Origin of the sequence: Chryseobacterium sp. PvR013 (assembly GCF_017833095.1) — a bacterium.
GTDB classification, from domain to species: domain Bacteria; phylum Bacteroidota; class Bacteroidia; order Flavobacteriales; family Weeksellaceae; genus Chryseobacterium; species Chryseobacterium culicis_A.
Genome location: NZ_JAFIBT010000001.1, coordinates 1,271,787 through 1,289,640 on the forward strand (window position 1 = coordinate 1,271,787; position 17,854 = coordinate 1,289,640).

Sequence of the window (17,854 nt, forward strand, 5' to 3'; positions counted from 1 at the left end):
GCATTCCTATCAAAAGGTTTATGAAGAGGATTATCCTGTACTAAAGCTCAAACAAAGCCGGCCTTTGTGTTACTTCATGGTAGCAAACACTGTTTTCATCAAAAAAATGGTAGACTAAACTTTTTCTGGTCCTGTTTTTATCCGTGTGAGGTTCTCCGCCGTGAAGAATATTGGCATGCCAGATTAATAAATCACCTTTTTTTGCTTTAAAGATTTCTTTCTTTAATCCTAATTCTTTTACTTTCTCTTCAAGGAAAGTTTCATAGGCTCTGTAGCTTTTCTTACCGATTCTCAAGTCTGTACCTTCATTATCGTAATCAGAATTCAGGAAGTAAGGTAATTTATGGCTCTTAGGAATATAGTGCAGAGCTCCATTGGTCTCATCTACATCTTCCAGGGCAATCCATACTCCCAATAGTCCACCCAAAGGATAAGTAGTCATGTGAATACTGTCTGAGTGTGTTTTCTGCTGGCTTCCGTTAATGAAGTTGATACTTTGAAAAAGCTTGGATTTCCCGTCCAGTAAAACCGATAAAAAGTCTAATAAATCCTTATCGCTTCCAATATTTTTAATGATTTCTGAATGATGAATGGCAAACATCAGTTTTCCTCCGTAAATGAACTTCAATGTTCCGTCTTCCATCAGTTTATCAATTTCAGTATTGATCTGATCCGCTGTTTCCGGAGTGAGGAAATTTCTAAGAATCAGATACCCGTTATCATCATACTGAAGAACACTTTCTTTATTTTCCTCCGTAAGTTTCTTAAAAAAGGAAGTTTCCGTAAGCTTTGAATAATCTACGGCTCTTTCCCTCGAAGGTAGATGGGCAAAATCTTTACTCGAAATACTTGAAAAATAGTTCTTATTGATTCCGTATTTTTTATACAATGGAATATTATGCTTTAATTTACTCTTTTTAAATAAGTTATAAAGCATATATGATAATTTGTACTGACGAATCTGTTGTAACATAACTGTTTTACTAAGGATTTTATAAAGTTACGGAATATTACTTAATTAGAACCAATCTAAACAATGCTTTTCATCATAAAAAAGACTTTCTTCTCAACATAAGATACCCTAACTTTTTAAAAAGGTTCTTTTTTGAATTTTCAATAATTCCGTATGGCCTTAATTCCGGTCGGAATCCTCTGAAAAACTCTTCAATATTGGGAAGTTCGCCTCCTTCAAAATCAAAAACACAGGTTTCAATATTTTCTTTAATAACATGATCAATCAAAACAGAAGCTCCTGATAATTTGACATAATCCTTATCATTGAAATTACCTAAAAGCGCTACCATATTACCGTCCGAATAAGTAGCAATCATATTAACGATCTTATGCTGATAGTAAAAAGCGGTGAACTTCAGATAGCCCAATTGGTAAAAATTTTCAAAAATCCTCATGAATTCAGACAGATCATGATCTTTGTTCAGCCCTATCGTATTGGCTTCAATAAAAGTTTTTGCTTTGTCATAAGGGATCGTTTTGATTTCCGATTCTTTTAATACAGCTTCATCTAACCGAAGTTTTCGTTTTCGTTTAGGCGAATATCCGGCGTATACTTTTTCATAAGTATTAGGGTATAACAAAAAATTTTTCTTGATTCTCATCTTTGAGCGAAGCTGATTGAGATCATTGAACGGATAAGCTCTGATCATGTAATTCTTTTCCAGATATTCTAAAAAAGCTTCATTGAGATCCACATTGTCTTTACCAGAAAAAACACCAAGCTGCTGACAAAGTTTTGGATTGTGTACAATTTTCATCCCATATTTTCTTATAAAGGGCACTGGCATTACTGCTTCGTAGTCTTTATAAACCAGAATTTCCCAGGGCATTGTAGAAGTAGTGTCTAAAAAATCTTTTGTAGCAGAATATTTTCTCTGTTCGGAATTTTCTAAACATTGAGTATATTTTACAAAATCAATTTCATGGTATTTCAATCTTCTAATCATAATAATCCTGCGTCCGAGAAACTAAAATAAGAATCCTGCGTGACAATAATATGGTCTAAAAGCTGAATACTTAATGTATCTCCTGCTTCTTTTATTTTTTGTGTGATATTGATATCTTCCCTGCTTGGTTTTAAGCTTCCTGAAGGATGATTGTGGGCAATGATAATCCCTGTTGAAAAATGATCCAGTGCTGCTTTATAGAGTGTTCTTACGTCTACAATAGATTGGCTGATCCCTCCCTGTGTGAGCTGAGATACATGAATCACTTTATTACTGTTGTTAAGGAAAATTGCCCAGAACTCTTCTGTTCTTAAATCAGAGAGCTGGTTTCTAAGAACGGCATAAGCATCATGACTGTTGCCTATAATTACTTTTTCAGGAATTTCCTGCACAGCTCTTCTCCTTCCTATTTCCAACGCTGAAATAATTGAAATAGCCTTTGCGTCACCAATCCCTTTGAATTTCATCAGATCTTTAACAGAAAGCAAGCTCAGCTGATGCCAGCTGTTATCGACAGAGGTTAAAATCTTTCTTGCCAGCTCTATGGCATTTTCATTCTTATTCCCGCTTCCCATAATAATGGCTAACAATTCAGAATCAGAAAGTGAGCTTTTGCCTTTCTGCAAAAACTTTTCTCTGGGTCTGTCATCTTCTGCAAGAAATTTTATAGCCATGGAAAGAAGATTATATTATGAATTAATAGAATGCATATAATATGATCGGTTTCTTTGACTGATCAATATATTTAGCCGTTTCATTAAATGCATTTACCGAAAGCATGGGACATCCTAAGCTTAAACATGCCGGAGCCTGAGATTCAGTATCAGGAATACATCCGTAAGAATGGAGAACAATGGCTCGTTGCATTGCATTGCTGTTTGTAGAATCAAGACCGCTTAAGCGATATGCTTTTCCAAACTTTCCCACATAGCTTTCTCCAATGGCATATTTTCCAAGAGATGACTGATAGGAACCTTCAACATTACTGAATTTTAAAGCTTCTGATCGTGGAATAACGGAGCCTGAACCATGAGACACTACCGCCTGCTGTACAATGGTGTTATTTTTCAGATTATAAATGAAATAACGGTATTTCCCGGAAGGAATCTTAAAATTGATAAAAACAGCCAGTTCCTGATTATACTCTTTCCCTTTAATATAGCTTCTAACTTCCGAAATCCTTGCCTGAGGAATTCTCAATGAATTCAACTGCTGGGATTCAGTTTTTGAACAGGAAATCAGGGTTAAAAAAAGGAAAATAAAGTGTTTCATCATCTGGTGCGGTATACTTTTATTCTATGATCATTCCGTCTTTCATAACGAGCTTACGGTCTGTAATTTCTGCAAGATTCGGATTATGGGTTACAATCACAAAAGTCTGATCATACTTGTCTCTAAGATCAAAAAACAGTCTGTGAAGATCATCCGCGTTCTTGGAATCCAGGTTTCCGGTAGGCTCATCTGCAAAAATGATTTTTGGTGAATTGATTAAAGCCCTCGCTACAGCTACCCTTTGTGCTTCTCCACCTGAAAGCTGGTTGGGTTTATGCTGCAGTCTTTGTTCTATTTTTAAATCTTCAAATAAAGCATAAGCCTTTTCAAGTGCTTCTTTTTCATTGGCTCCGGCTATTTTGGTGGGAAGCAATACATTCTCCAGTGCTGTAAACTCCGGAAGAAGCTGATGAAACTGAAATACGAAACCGATATTCTGATTTCTGAATTTTGACAACTGCTTATCATTCATATTAATAAATGATTCTCCTGCTATTTCAATTTCAGTATCATATTTGTTGAATTGAGTCGGATGATCCAGCGTTCCTAAAATCTGCAGTAATGTAGATTTACCAGCTCCTGATTCTCCCACAATAGAAACCACCTCTCCTGTTTTGATGTGAATATCAACTCCTTTCAGTACTTCTAAATTCCCATAAGACTTATGGATATTTCTTGCTTTAATCATGATTCAAAAATAGTAATTTGATTTTGAAATTCCACCAAAAAAAACAGTGATAATTTTCAATTCTCAAATGGGCATAACAAAAAAACCTCCCGTTCTGGGAGGCTTTATTATTTTCAATTCAGAAAATTACAGTAACAATGCTAATGGACTTTCTAAATATGTTCTTAACGTTTGTAAGAATTGAGCACCTGTAGCACCGTCTACCACTCTGTGGTCACATGCCAATGAAAGTTTCATGGTGTTTCCAACTACGATCTGACCATCTTTAACGATTGGTTTCTCGATAATTGCTCCTACTGAAAGGATGGCAGAGTTTGGCTGGTTGATGATACTTGTGAATGTTTCAATTCCGAACATTCCTAAGTTAGAAATAGAGAAGGTAGATCCTTCCATTTCATTAGCTTTAAGACCTTTACTCTTCGCTCTTGAAGCCATATCTTTTACCGATGCAGAGATCTGAGTATACGTCATCTGATCTGTATTTTTCAATACAGGAACTACCAATCCGTCAGGAATAGCTACTGCCACACCAATATTGATATTTCCTCTGTGGATGATCTTATCACCTGCCCAGCTTGAATTTACCTGAGGATGTTTTCTTAAAGCAATTGCAGTTGCCTTAATGATCATATCGTTGAAAGAGATTTTCGTATCAGGTAAAGAATTGATTTCTTTTCTAGCTTCAATTGCTTTATCCATGTTGATTTCCACCATCAGATAGTAGTGAGGCGCAGAGAATTTACTTTCAGAAAGACGTTTTGCAATAATATTTCTTACCTGAGAATTTGGAGTCTCTGTATCTTCACCTTGTACAAAGTTTACTGCAACAGGAGCAGCGCTTGCTGCAGGAGCTGAAGCAGCTGGTTTCGCAGCTGGCTGATAATTTTCAATATCTTTTTTAACGATTCTTCCGTTTTCACCAGATCCCTGAACACTATTGATGTCAACCCCTTTATCCTGAGCCATTTTCTTAGCCAGTGGAGAGATTGCAACTCTGTCAGAAGATGAAGAACTTACAGCCGGAGCAGCTTTTTCTTCTGTTTTAGCTTCTGCTTTTTGTTCAGCTGGTTTTTCAGTTGATACAGCGGCTGCTTTCGGTGCTCCTACAGATGAAACATCAGTTCCTGCAGGGCCGATAATTGCTAATACTGAATCAACCGGTGCAGCACCACCTTCTTCTACACCCTGCTTCAATAGTACTCCATTGAATTCAGATTCGAAGTCCTGTACTGCTTTATCTGTTTCGATCTCAGCAAGAAGATCACCTTCTTTTACTGTGTCGCCTACATTTTTGTGCCATTTAGCTACTTTACCTTCTGTCATTGTATCAGAAAGTCTTGGCATTGTAATAACTTCTACTCCTGCCGGAACTTCTGCAGCAGCAACAGGTTCAGCAGCTTCTGTTTTAGGTTGTTCTTCTGATTTTTTTTCTTCAGAACCTGCACTGGGAGCAGCAGCTCCTCCTGTCAACCCTGAAATATCTTCTCCTTCATTCCCAATAATAGCTAAAACAGAATCTACAGCAGCAGCAGCTCCTTCTTCTACACCTACGTATAAAAGAGTCCCTTCTATTTCAGATTCGAAATCCTGAACTGCTTTATCAGTTTCAATTTCAGCTAAAATATCTCCTTCTTTTATTTTATCTCCTACTTTTTTATGCCATTTTGCCACCTTACCTTCCGTCATAGTGTCGGATAGGCGGGGCATCGTAATTACTTCTGCCATAATTTATTTTAATTTGAAAATTTAGCAATCTGAAAATTTGAAAATTAAAAAAGGACATATTCTATCACATTTTCAAATTCTCAAATTCTCAAATTAACTCATTATCTTTTAGTTTTCTAATTTGTCTAAGAATGGATAGTCTTCCTGAGCATATACATATTCATAAACCTTCTCAGCATCCGGATATGGAGAATTTTCCATAAATTCAATACACTCTTCAACAAAGTCTCTTGACTTGTTATCCATAACTTCCAATTCTGCTTCTGTAGCCCATCCGTTTTCTAAAATTCTGTGCTTTAAAAGTTCGATTGGGTCATCATTTTTATGAAGAGCTACTTCTTCTTTAGATCTGTATGGCTCAGCATCAGACATAGAGTGTCCTCTGTAACGGTAAGTTCTTGCTTCAATGAATGTAGGTCCGTCTCCTCTTCTTGCTCTTTCAATAGCTTCATAAGCAGCTTCTGCTACTTTTTCAGGATCCATAGCATCTACAGCAAGGCAAGGCATTTCATATCCTAATCCTAATTTATAGATATCTTCGTGGTTGGCAGTTCTTTTTACAGAAGTTCCCATTGCATATTGGTTGTTTTCTACAACAAATACTACAGGAAGCTTCCAGTTCATTGCCATGTTGAAAGTTTCATGTAAAGAACCTTGTCTTGCAGCACCGTCTCCGAAGAAACAGATGTTCACTGCTTTTCTGTCGAAATATTTATCAGCAAAAGCAATCCCAGCACCTAATGGAATTTGTCCTCCAACGATACCGTGTCCTCCATAAAAACGGTGTTCTTTACTGAAAATGTGCATAGATCCACCCATACCTCCGGATGTCCCTGTAGCTTTACCACAAAGTTCCGCCATGATTCTTTTAGGATCTACTCCCATCGCCATTGGATGGATGTGACATCTGTAAGCAGTAATCATACTATCCTTTGTCAGATCCATTGCATGTGTAAACCCGGCAGGGATAGCTTCCTGACCGTTATACAAATGTAAAAATCCTCTGATCTTTTGTTTTAGGTAAAGAGAACGGCATTTGTCTTCAAACCTTCTCCACATTGTCATATCTTCATACCACTTCAGGTATACCTCTTTAGAAAATTCTTTCATGTGTTAGCTCTTGCTTTTTTATGATGAAATAGTTGAGCAAAATTATGAAAAAAACTTTGTTTTTATTCTATACATAGATAACTTTTCGATTTTTCTGTAAAATCTATTTGCGGGCTGAATGGATTATTCTTAATTTTCGAGCCCCTGATGTCTCAATAAAACCACGTTCACTCCACCATTTTCCAACGACAGTATGTATAAAAAATCCCTATTTATCTGAGTTTTATAAAATAATAAATAAGAATAAAACATCAGGATTTCTTTATACCTGCTTGCTGGCAACTTTCATTTTTAATTATTGTTAACATACCTTTTGGTTATTTCAACAGCTTCTTTTCCGTAGAAAAATCGGTAAGTCTCAGAGTTCTGTCTTCAATTTCATTAACGAAGTTACCATATTGCTTTGCTGTTCTTGCTTTGATCTCCTTCCATTCCTTATCCGCCATAAATCCTTCCCAGGCTGTTTTCATCGTTGCTTCATCTTTCCATTCCAGCAGGTAAACAAATTCTGTTTTATCTGCGAACTCCGATTCCCAAATGGTTACAATGGTAAAGTCATATTTTTTCATTATTCTCAGGGCATGATCTCTGAAACGGTCCAGAAAAACCTGTTTATTTTCTTTTGGAACTTCATAGATTCTTAATTGATGTACAGGTTGTAGTGCAGAAGTATTTCCTTCGGAAACCTTTTGACCAAAAGCGATGTGGACTGATATGATAAATAATAATAATGTGATGAGATGTTTCATTATAATAATGATTAAAACTGATGAATTAAAATTAAATATTTTCTGCAAAATTTAATATGAATATAAAGAGATAAAAAACATTTTTACATCAAAACCTCCTGATATTAAATCACTTTCCTCATTGTTTCATTCTTCCTGTTCCACCGCCTGCCCTTGTTTTTTGAGGTGATAATGGTATATTTGATTTTTAAACCTGATTATGGAAGAAAAACAGTCTTCATTACTACACAAAATTTCAAAAGTCATTTCTGATTTTTTTAATCCATTGGTCTCTCTGATCATTTTCTTTGTATACATGAGCGTTAGGGAATACACCTTTAAAGATTCTATGCTGTATTTTCTTCCTATATTATTAATGATCATCATTCCGGTGATCATCTGGCTGGTATGGAATGTGAAAACAGGAAGATACACCAATATGGATGTCTCCAACAGGGTTCAAAGGAAAACACTCTACATATTTATTGCCGTGTGTGTGATTGCTTATCTTATTTTCCATTATATCAAAACCGGGTATATTGACCTTGTCATGCTTTTTATTTTGGTGCTGCTTTTCGCCCTTCAGATCAGCAATCTTTTTATCAAAAGCTCGATGCATACAGCGTTTAATATATTTGTAGCAGCTCTATTTTTCTCGCTTAACTGGAAAATGGGTCTGGCATGGCTGGGAATCGCTATTTTGGTCGGAATTACCCGGATCATTTTAAAGAGACACACCGTACAAGAAGTATTTATGGGCGCTGGAATAGCTTTTCTGGTATCTTTTATCTATCTTTATTGCAATATTCAATTTCAACATTAGAATACTCTATGAAAATAAATCATCTTACTGCCGCAGAAGAAAACTTTATGAAGCTGTTTTGGAGAATGGAATCTTTCTATCTGAAGGACGTTATGGAGCAGCATCCGGAACCGAAACCACACCAGAACACGGTTTCCACTTATTTGAAAATATTAGTTGAAAAGGGTTATCTCTCCACTGTAAAAGAAGGACGAATCTTCAAATACAGCGTACTTGTCCCTTTGGAAGAGTATAAAAAATTTCTATTGAAAGAGCTTTCACATAACTTTTTTAATAATTCAGGGAAGGAAATTCTGGAACTTTTATTAAGCGAAAAATTAATCTCCCAGGAAGACATGAAAGGGTATTTTGATCTTAAAATCGAAATTAAACCCGCAAAAATTGAAGAACCGAAGTTTGAATTTGCTGAAGAAATTTTAAGTCCGAAAAAAGAGAAGAAAACCAAAGCAAAGGAAAAAGAAAAGGATAAGGATAAAGACAAAAAGAAGAAAAAGAAGAAAGATTAATATAAAAATTTCAAAAACACCAAATCATGAAAACAAAATTCCAGGAAACCATAAGCCGGGCCAATGAAGTCATTTTCCGATATCCCATGATTTTGACAATGGCTTTATTAGCTTCTATTGGCGCCATATACCTTGTTGAAACAGAGCTCAATGAAATTGCCTCTTATATAAAATTCACTATTTGCGCCTGTCTGGGGATTTCCCTGATGTTTGCCCTAAAAATGCTGTCCCAAAGGATAGGAAAAGAAATCATACTGAATGTACTCGGCATCCTTTTTCTGATAGGTTTTTATTTTATTCTGCCTGATAAAAAGAACCGTTTTACAGAAGTCTACGCTTATATCATTGCTATTATCGCTCTTCTCTCCCATTTACTGGTATCTTTTGTTCCGTTTCTGGAAAAAGACAAGGAGCTCAGATTCTGGCAGTACAATAAAAATCTTTTTATCAATACCTTTCTAACAGCTGTATTTACAGGAGTTTTAACGGGCGGAGTTGAATTAGCCATTTTAGCGGTTGATAAACTTTTTGATTTTAACTTTCATGACAGAATTTACAGGGATACCTTCTTTGTGCTTGCTATTTTTGGAAGCAGTTTTATTTTCCTTTTATTTAATGATAAAGGCTTAAATAACCTTGAGAAAGATGGTACTTATCCTGTTGTTTTAAAGTTTTTCACTCAGTTTATTTTAATTCCATTACTCCTTATATATGTAACTATTCTTTATTTCTATTCTGTTAAAATATTAATCAACTGGCAGCTTCCCAGAGGCTGGGTGTCTTACCTTGTTCTAGCATATAGTACCGTTGGCATTCTGGCACTGCTCCTGGTTCATCCGTTGAAAGAAGAAAATGCAAAATCCTGGGTTAGGATATTTTCAAAAGCATTTTATTATACCATTGCCCCTTTGATCGTATTGCTTTTCACTGCTATTTTCACCAGAATTTTAGAATATGGTTACACAGAACCAAGGTATTTCGTTCTCCTGCTTGCCCTATGGCTCTTAAGCATTGTCATTTACTTTATTTTCAGCAAAAAGGCTACGATAAAGTTTATTCCGGTCAGCTTATTTTTATTTGGGGCTTTTGCATTGATTTTCCCTTATCTTAATGCTTTTAGTGTTGCTAAAAGAAGTCAGAAAGCGGAATTAATGGATATTTTAAACAAGCACCAGCTGATTAGTGCGGGCAAAATTAATTTTCAGAAAAAAGTTACAGATACAATCCGTAATGAAATTGCTGATAAATTTGAATTTCTGGCCGAAAGAAAGCAAGTTGAATTTTTATCCACTCTACTGAACGAAAAAGACCAGGCTGAATTATCGGATAACATTAACGATGGTACATTTTACAGTATAAATTACAGCATTCAGAACAAATTTTCAGACGTGAATATTACGGTAAATAAAAGGCCTTATGAAATGAACAGACTCGTTCTTGTTCCTGAAAAACAGGTGGTAGAAATCGGAAATTATCAATATTTAATTTCTTTCCACCGTTATAGCAGAGATCCCCAAAAACTGAATGACGACCAGTTTGAACTGGTAGATCAACTGACCGAAAACTCCTCATTAAAATTGAAATTAAATTCAAAAGAAGAAATAGATTTTGAACCACAGATCATTCGACTGTTTGAGGAAAATAAAAATAAAAACGGAAATGTAAAAGTTCCTGAGATCGCTATGGAATCTGATTTGGGCAAGTATCATGTCAAACTGATTTTCAGTGAAATGACAAGAGAAAAATACGCTGATGATGACAAAGCCAGCATGTATTACGAAAACGTTTACCTCTTGGTAAGATTGAAATAAATAAGTTTTAAAATAAAAAAAGCTATCCTGCGGATAGCCTTTTTTATTGATATAAATCGTTTTTTATCTATTGGTACCTGAACTCCATACTGGGGAATTTCTTCCGTAAATCACCAGGTTTCCGTCATTTTGAACTGTTAGTTTTACAGCTCCTCTGTTGTTTGTATTTGAGCTCCACACTGGTCTGTTATAAGAATCATATACTACCAGGTTTCCATCACCCTGGAATTCCGCTTTACTTCCTCTGTTATCAGTAGCTGTAGCCCAGATAGCATTTCCATTTCTATTAGCTAAAACAAGATTACCATCATCCTGGAAAACCAAATAATAACGTCCATCTGAAGAATATAATTTGGCATCTTTACGAAATCTGTATCCGGTGGATACATAATCCCTGTTACCATAACGATCGCCATTACCCCAGCCATTATTATTTTTGACACCTCCCTGTGAAGCCCATAAAGGATTGGATCCATTATAGATAACAAGATTACCATCATCCTGAACTGATAATTTATCAGCTCCCTTGCCATCAGTATTTGAACTGAAAGCAACACCATTACCCCTTGTATACACTACCAGATTACCATCTCTTTGGAAAATCGCTTTCACTCCTCTGTTGGTAGTTTTTGACTCCCATGCAGGAGCGCCGGATCTGTTATAAAATACAAGATTTCCATCATTCTGAAAGATCAGATAGTACTCATTATTATCCGCCCAATATTTTTTGTCCTGTCTTAAGGTCTGTCCCGCATAAATGCTTTGTGCGTTGACAAGCAACCCACCAAACACCATCATAAATGCTAATAAATGTTTTTTCATTATAATTACTTTTTGATTGATTGATAATTTTCTAAAATTATGCCAAAACATCATAATATTTCAACCCAAGTTATAATTAAATGATTATCTGGAAATTAAATTCCATAAAAAAAGCGGCTAAAAAGCCGCTTCATATTTTTACCAACGATTTCCGCCGCCTCCGCCACGGTTGTTGTTACCACCATAGCCTCCGCCTCTGTTGTTGTTATTACCATAACCTCCGCCTCTGTTGTTGTCGAAGCTTCTTCTTGGCTTCTCCTCTCTTGGCTTAGCTTCAGATACGTTTAACGTTTTTCCGTTGAATTCTTTTTGGTTAAGAGCTTCAATAGCTTGCTGTCCTTCTTCATCACCCATCTCTACGAAACCGAAACCTCTGGAACGACCAGTTTCTCTGTCTGTAACGATTTTAGCTGATGATACATCTCCAAATTCTGCGAATAGATCGTGCAACTCATACTCTTTAGTTGCGTAATTGATGTTTGAAACAAAAATGTTCATTTTAAATAAATTAAAAAATTAATAAAAATTTGGTATATAAAAGAAAAACAACATAAATTAATGAACAAATATTGATTCCAAATATAAACGTATGCAAGATACAATTAAAAATTTCAAATCAAAGCTTTTTTTAAATATTTCTCACATTATGTTGAGTACAGGCTATTAAAACCACCAATAAAACAGTTTAAGTAATTGAAATACAGCAATTTATATCAAAAATAAAATTACGTTAAATTATTTAACATTTAACGTAAAAAAATGGCATTTATTCAGCTTAATCCTGTTTTTACATTTGCAAACCCACTCTATTATTCAAGTTTTTAAAATTTAACATTAAAAAGATGAAACAATATACAACCAATTACACCAATACTTTTATTGAAATTGCTGAAGACTGCCCGGTTTCCATGGCACAGATTCCTCCTGAAAAAAAAGTAAAAACGCTCGCCAACCTTCAATATGAAGCGCTCATACAACACCCTTACCAATATTCTTCAGACGATATTATTTTTGGGTGTCATGCTATTAAAAATGATATTTCAGATAACGAGATGCAAGAAGAAAGAGAAAAATTCTTTTCCAAAGGACAGCCATGCCTCCGCTGTTCTCCTTTAGCCAAAAAATACGGATTTGGGTTCCATCATAACTCTGAGGGAAAAGTCGCTCTGATTCCTGTAGAAAACAAAGAATATCAGATATTACTGAATGATACTTCTATAACTAAAACCAAAGCAATGCGCTCCAAAAGAAAATGATTGAGAAAATGAATGATTCTTTTCAGATCAATAAATACTATTCTTTTGAAAAGATCAGCTTTTAACACTAAATTTGTACTGCAAATTATTAAAAGACATGAACTACCATACCAGAAAATGGGTAAAACCCGAAGATTTAAATCCCAACCATTCGCTTTTCGGAGGAAGACTCCTTCAATGGATTGATGAAGAAGCTGCCCTTTACGCTATTATCCAGCTGGAAAATACAAAAGTAGTAACGAAATTCATCTCTGAAATCAACTTTGTAAGTTCAGCCAAACAGGGAGACATTATAGAAATAGGAATTGAAGCTACCCATTTCGGATCTTCTTCTATTACTTTAAGATGTGATGTAAGAAACAAAATGACTCATCAAACGATTATTACGGTAGAAAGAATTGTCATGGTAAACCTTGACGCAGATGGCAATCCCGCTCCTCACGGCAAAACCCAGATTGAATTCGTAAAAGACAGATTAAACAGCGGTCTATGAAGATATTCATAAAAAATATGGTCTGCAACAGATGCATTGCGGCGGTGGAAAACATTTTCCGCAATGCAGAGGTAAAAACAACTGCCGTTTTATTAGGTGAAGCAGAAACAGAATTTGAAATTTCTCCTGAAAAAATGCAGATCATAGAAAAAGCACTGCTTGATACGGGTTTTGAAAGAATCATGGATTCCGCACATCAGGTTGTTGAAAAAATCAAAAACCTGATTATTGCAAAAATCAGTGACCTTGATATTGCTGAAGACTTTCTGCTTTCGGAATTTCTAAGCTCAAAATTTCATAAAGACTACAGTTTTCTTTCAAAAACGTTTTCACAAAACGAAAATATCACCTTAGAGCAGTTCTTCATCCTTCAAAAAATTGAAAAGGTAAAAGAACTTCTTCTATATAATGAATTCAACCTTACCGAAATTGCGGGAAAACTTGGTTATAAAAGTGTGCAGCATCTTTCTACCCAATTCCGTAATGTAACAGGATTCACTCCCACAGAGTTTAAAAAACTTAAAGAACACCATCGCAAAGCGCTTGACAATCTTTAATACGTTTGAGAGTTTGAGCGTTTACGGGTAAGGGAGTTAAATATTCCAATCACACTTACAAACACTCAAACCCTCAAACCCTTATACTCTCCCACCCTTTCACTCTCCCACTCTCCCACCCTCAAACTCTTTCACTCCACCTAATTTTATAACTATTATCCTTAAATTTATAACAGACTTAGTTTTCCATTTTGGAAATTTGTACTATAAATTTAAGAATCATGGACCAACAGTATAAAATACTCGGAATGACCTGTTCCGGCTGCCAGAAAAAAATTTCAAATCAACTGAACAGTGTTGATGGGGTTACCGCCGATGTAAATCTGGAAACCAATACCGCAACAATCACTTCTGAGCATGGAGTAAAACTTTCAGTTTTAAATGATGCTTTGGCAGAAATAGGAAAATACAGACTTGAAGATCCCAATCATCCTGAGACAACCTTTGTAAAACCTCAGGACCGCGTATCACCGTCTTCAGTATACTATTGTCCAATGGAGTGCGAAGGAGATAAAGTATATTTCAAACAGGGTGAAAGATGTCCTGTCTGCAAAATGTATCTGGTTCCTATTGAAGAAAAACTGGCCAAAGACCCTAATCACAAACCGACCTATTCCTCAACCCATCTTCCGGAAAACTTTAAAGACAGTATCGGAAAACACTATTGTCCTATGTTTTGTGAAGGAAATAAAGTGTACGATGAAAAAGGAGATTGCCCGGTTTGCCACATGCATTTAGAACCCATCACGGAAGAGCTTGTACAAAAAGCCGGTTCGCATCAACATCATTCTCATTCCCACTCTCATCATGATCATAATCATAGTCACAATCATGAAGCTCCGAAAGTAACTGATGAAATGGCAGGCAGATATTACTGCCCGATGTATTGTGAAGGTGACAAAACCTACGACTCCAATGTAGGATGCCCAGTTTGCGGAATGGATCTTGTAAAGTATCCCGAAAAGAAAACTGCAAAATACACTTGTCCTATGCACCCGGAAATCATCCGTGATGAACCCGGAGACTGCCCGATCTGTGGGATGGATCTCGTAAGAATGCCAGATAGTGGTGAAGATGAAGAAGATGAAACTTATACTCTATTAAAAAGGAAATTCATTACTTCATTAGCATTTACGATTCCCGTTTTCATTCTTTCCATGGGTGGAATGTTTATCAATTTCCCTTTTTCCCATCAGATCCAGGGATTTATTGAACTTGCTTTAACGCTTCCGGTGATGTTTTATTCAGGCTGGTTTCTGTTAAAAAGAGGTTGGGTTTCTTTTAAAACCTGGAATCTTAACATGTTCAGTCTTATTGCTCTGGGTGTAGCTGCAGCATTTATTTTCAGTATTGTAGCATTAATTTTCCCAGATATCATTCCACATGAAATTCGTGGCCATAATCATGAAATTCCTTTATATTTTGAAGCGGTCTGTGTAATTTTAACCCTTGTTATTTTAGGGCAATTGATGGAGGCAGCAGCTCATAAAAAAACGGGAAATGCCATTAAAGAATTGATGAATCTTTCTCCCGATGAAGCCAATCTTATCGTAAATGGTGAAGAAAAGAAAGTTCTGCTTTCTCAGGTAAAAATAGGAGATTTATTAAAAGTAAAACCTGGTGAAAAAATTCCGGTAGACGGAAAAATCATTGAAGGTAATTCTATTGTTGACGAAAGTATGATCACGGGAGAACCTATTCCTGTTGAAAAAAATGTAGATGATAAAGTGTCTTCCGGAACCATAAACGGCAATCAGGTATTCGTTATGAAGGCGGAAAAAGTAGGTGATGAAACCCTGCTTTCACAAATCATTAAAATGGTCAATGAAGCGAGCCGCAGCAAAGCTCCAATCCAGAAGCTTACTGACAAAGTTTCAAAAGTTTTTGTTCCTGTGGTCATCCTTATCGCTGCCCTTACTTTTATTCTGTGGCAGTTTTTCGGTCCGGAAGGAAAAAGAAGTTTATTTGCCTTTGTGAATGCTGTGGCAGTTTTAATTGTAGCATGTCCCTGTGCCCTTGGGCTCGCCACTCCCATGTCTTTAATGGTAGGAATCGGGAAAGGTGCTAAAAACGGAATCCTGATCAAGAATGCAGAAGCCCTTGAACAAATGAATAAAGTGAATGTCCTGATCACTGATAAAACAGGAACCTTAACGGAAGGAAAACCTTCAGTAGAACACATTGAAACCGTAAATGGTGATCAGCATCAGATTTTACAGCTTGCTTTTTCTTTGAATCAGAATTCTGAACATCCACTTTCCAATGCCGTTATAAAAAGAGCAAAGGAAGAGAATCTTACTGCTGAAAAGGTAGATCAGTTTGAAAACATTTCCGGAAAAGGAGTAAAAGGAAAAATCAATAATAAGACTGCTTACTTAGGAAATGAAAGCCTGTTGACCTCCCATCAGATTACAATTCCCGAAAACGTAAAAAGGAAAGCTGTAGAAGTACAGTCAAAGGCACATACAATTTCTTACATCGCACAGGATCAGCAGGTGCTTGGATTCATAAGCTTTACAGATAAAATCAAAGAAAGTTCTAAAAAAGCAGTGAAACAGCTGATGAGTGAAGGAATAGACGTCATCATGATGACAGGAGACAACGAACATACTGCAAAAGCTGTTGCAGATGAATTAGGAATTAAACATTTCAAAGCCAACTGCCTTCCTGAAGATAAACTCAACGAGGTAAAAAAACTACAACAACAGGGTAAAATAGTAGCCATGACCGGAGATGGCATCAATGACTCTCCTGCCCTGGCCCAATCCGATGTGGGAATTGCTATGGGAACAGGAACAGATGTTGCCATTGAAAGTGCTGAGATCACTTTATTAAAAGGAGATATCTTAGGCGTTGCAAAAGCAAAGTTACTGAGTGAAAAGCTTCTCAAAAACATTAAAGAAAACCTGTTCTTTGCATTCATTTATAATGTTTTGGGAGTTCCGGTTGCGGCAGGATTATTGTATCCATTCTTTGGAATTCTTTTATCACCCATGATAGCAGCTGCAGCAATGAGCTTCAGTTCCTTGTCTGTGATACTGAATTCATTGAGGCTCAACTCCGTGAATCTGGATATAAAATAACATTATGACAAAAGAAAATCTTTACATAGGATGTTCGGGATTTTATAATAATGACTGGAAAGGGTCTTTATATCCTGAAAATGCCCAAAGTAAAGATTTTCTTTCTTTATATTCAACAACGTTCAATGCTGTAGAAATCAATTCTACATTTTATAGAAAACCAACTTCAAAAACATTATTGAAATGGTATGATGAAACCCCTGATGATTTCAGATTCTTCATTAAAATCCCAAAAGCCATCACCCATCAAAACCGGCTTGAAAATTCCAAAGATGAGATTGCTCTATTCTGCGACCATATTCAGAACGGTCTGAAGGATAAACTTTCCGGATTCCTATATCAACTTCCTCCTTCCTTTAAAAACACAGCAGAAAATACAGAGCGGATCATGGACAATATGGATCATAGATTCCTGAACGTCATTGAATTCCGACACAACTCATGGTGGCAAAAAGAAGTATTTGATCTTTTAAAAAAACATAATATTATTTTCTCAGGTGTAAGTTTTCCCGGCAATCTTCCCGAAGACCTTATTATTAATCATTCGGAGATACTTTATTACAGACTTCACGGGAAACCTGTTCTTTACAAATCAGAATATACTAAAGATTTTATGGATGCACTGGCTGAAAAGATTAAAAATACCACGCAAACCTCATTTATTTTCTTCAATAATACCTGGGGAATAGCAGCTATTAAAAATTCCCTGTATTTAAAAAGCATCTTAAAATAAAGACGCTATAAAAATTATCTTTTTTTTTGTTAAAATAAAATAATTCTCCATTCAATGAAGAATATTAAAACATCAACATATATAGAGAAAAACTATTAGTTTCACATTTATAAATGTTAAAAAATAAGGAAAACAAAATCATAAGGTTACAATTCAATTCTTATTGGAAATCGCCTTTAAAATAAAGTTCTTAAAATAAACTTAAAAAGAAAATAAACTGCACAGCATGGCATATAATTTGTTAACTTTCAATTGTTATTTTTAACGATTTTTAACAATTGAAATT

The 17,854-nt window shown here is 35.7% G+C and carries 18 protein-coding genes; 8 read left to right on the forward strand and 10 right to left on the reverse strand.

Features of this window, described 5'->3' with window-relative positions:
• Nucleotides 1–40: 40 nt before the first annotated feature.
• The 8 genes from JOE44_RS05775 to JOE44_RS05810 form a co-directional block, all read right to left on the reverse strand.
• Nucleotides 41–937, reverse strand: coding sequence for a phytanoyl-CoA dioxygenase family protein (locus JOE44_RS05775; RefSeq protein ID WP_245169719.1), 897 nt, complete (start codon nt 935–937; stop codon nt 41–43).
• Between the two features lie 109 nt (nt 938–1,046).
• A complete protein-coding gene (locus JOE44_RS05780; RefSeq protein WP_209784738.1) occupies nt 1,047–1,961 on the reverse strand; it encodes a hypothetical protein in 915 nt (304 codons plus the stop codon).
• Nucleotides 1,958–2,635, reverse strand: coding sequence for a DNA repair protein RadC (radC, locus tag JOE44_RS05785; RefSeq protein WP_209784739.1), 678 nt, complete (start codon nt 2,633–2,635; stop codon nt 1,958–1,960). The genes JOE44_RS05780 and radC overlap by 4 nt, the downstream gene beginning before the upstream one ends.
• A gap of 22 nt (nt 2,636–2,657) precedes the next feature.
• Nucleotides 2,658–3,236 (reverse strand): murein L,D-transpeptidase catalytic domain-containing protein, encoded by a 579-nt coding sequence (locus tag JOE44_RS05790; protein ID WP_209784740.1) that lies wholly within the window; start codon nt 3,234–3,236, stop codon nt 2,658–2,660.
• 16 nt (nt 3,237–3,252) lie between these two features.
• Nucleotides 3,253–3,921, reverse strand: a complete 669-nt coding sequence (locus JOE44_RS05795) for an ABC transporter ATP-binding protein (protein ID WP_105682586.1) — start codon at nt 3,919–3,921, stop codon at nt 3,253–3,255.
• Nucleotides 3,922–4,047: 126 nt separating this feature from the next.
• On the reverse strand, nt 4,048–5,646 hold the full coding sequence (locus JOE44_RS05800; RefSeq protein WP_209784741.1) for a dihydrolipoamide acetyltransferase family protein: 1,599 nt from the start codon (nt 5,644–5,646) through the stop codon (nt 4,048–4,050).
• Nucleotides 5,647–5,754: 108 nt separating this feature from the next.
• Nucleotides 5,755–6,756, reverse strand: a complete 1,002-nt coding sequence (gene pdhA / locus JOE44_RS05805; RefSeq protein WP_105682588.1) for a pyruvate dehydrogenase (acetyl-transferring) E1 component subunit alpha — start codon at nt 6,754–6,756, stop codon at nt 5,755–5,757.
• Between the two features lie 317 nt (nt 6,757–7,073).
• Nucleotides 7,074–7,505 (reverse strand): NIPSNAP family protein, encoded by a 432-nt coding sequence (locus tag JOE44_RS05810; RefSeq protein ID WP_209784742.1) that lies wholly within the window; start codon nt 7,503–7,505, stop codon nt 7,074–7,076.
• Between the two features lie 199 nt (nt 7,506–7,704).
• On the opposite strand from JOE44_RS05810, the gene JOE44_RS05815 reads away from it, so the two are divergent.
• Genes JOE44_RS05815 through JOE44_RS05825 form a run of 3 tightly spaced genes read left to right on the forward strand, consistent with a single transcriptional unit; the run spans nt 7,705 to nt 10,624 of the window.
• Nucleotides 7,705–8,307: a phosphatase PAP2 family protein gene (locus JOE44_RS05815; protein WP_209784743.1), complete on the forward strand. Its 603-nt coding sequence runs from the start codon at nt 7,705–7,707 to the stop codon at nt 8,305–8,307.
• A gap of 8 nt (nt 8,308–8,315) precedes the next feature.
• Nucleotides 8,316–8,813 (forward strand): BlaI/MecI/CopY family transcriptional regulator, encoded by a 498-nt coding sequence (locus tag JOE44_RS05820; RefSeq protein WP_209784744.1) that lies wholly within the window; start codon nt 8,316–8,318, stop codon nt 8,811–8,813.
• A 26-nt stretch (nt 8,814–8,839) separates the two neighbouring features.
• Nucleotides 8,840–10,624, forward strand: coding sequence for a DUF4153 domain-containing protein (locus JOE44_RS05825; protein ID WP_209784745.1), 1,785 nt, complete (start codon nt 8,840–8,842; stop codon nt 10,622–10,624).
• A 63-nt stretch (nt 10,625–10,687) separates the two neighbouring features.
• Here the strand turns inward: JOE44_RS05825 and JOE44_RS05830 are convergent, their stop codons facing one another.
• A complete protein-coding gene (locus tag JOE44_RS05830; RefSeq protein WP_209784746.1) occupies nt 10,688–11,446 on the reverse strand; it encodes a hypothetical protein in 759 nt (252 codons plus the stop codon).
• Between the two features lie 138 nt (nt 11,447–11,584).
• Nucleotides 11,585–11,944, reverse strand: coding sequence for an RNA-binding protein (locus JOE44_RS05835; protein WP_105682593.1), 360 nt, complete (start codon nt 11,942–11,944; stop codon nt 11,585–11,587).
• Between the two features lie 344 nt (nt 11,945–12,288).
• Between JOE44_RS05835 and JOE44_RS05840 the strand changes: the two genes are divergently transcribed.
• The 5 genes from JOE44_RS05840 (at nt 12,289) to JOE44_RS05860 (ending at nt 17,568) form a co-directional block, all read left to right on the forward strand.
• Nucleotides 12,289–12,702, forward strand: coding sequence for a DUF6157 family protein (locus JOE44_RS05840; protein WP_209784747.1), 414 nt, complete (start codon nt 12,289–12,291; stop codon nt 12,700–12,702).
• Nucleotides 12,703–12,799: 97 nt separating this feature from the next.
• A complete protein-coding gene (locus tag JOE44_RS05845; RefSeq protein ID WP_105682595.1) occupies nt 12,800–13,195 on the forward strand; it encodes a hotdog domain-containing protein in 396 nt (131 codons plus the stop codon).
• Nucleotides 13,192–13,752: an AraC family transcriptional regulator gene (locus JOE44_RS05850; RefSeq protein WP_209784748.1), complete on the forward strand. Its 561-nt coding sequence runs from the start codon at nt 13,192–13,194 to the stop codon at nt 13,750–13,752. Before JOE44_RS05845 ends, JOE44_RS05850 begins: the two co-directional genes overlap by 4 nt.
• Nucleotides 13,753–13,973: 221 nt before the next feature.
• Nucleotides 13,974–16,835, forward strand: a complete 2,862-nt coding sequence (locus tag JOE44_RS05855; protein WP_209784749.1) for a heavy metal translocating P-type ATPase — start codon at nt 13,974–13,976, stop codon at nt 16,833–16,835.
• Between the two features lie 4 nt (nt 16,836–16,839).
• Entirely contained in the window at nt 16,840–17,568 is a 729-nt protein-coding gene (locus JOE44_RS05860) for a DUF72 domain-containing protein (RefSeq protein WP_209784750.1), read from the forward strand.
• Nucleotides 17,569–17,854: the final 286 nt, after the last annotated feature.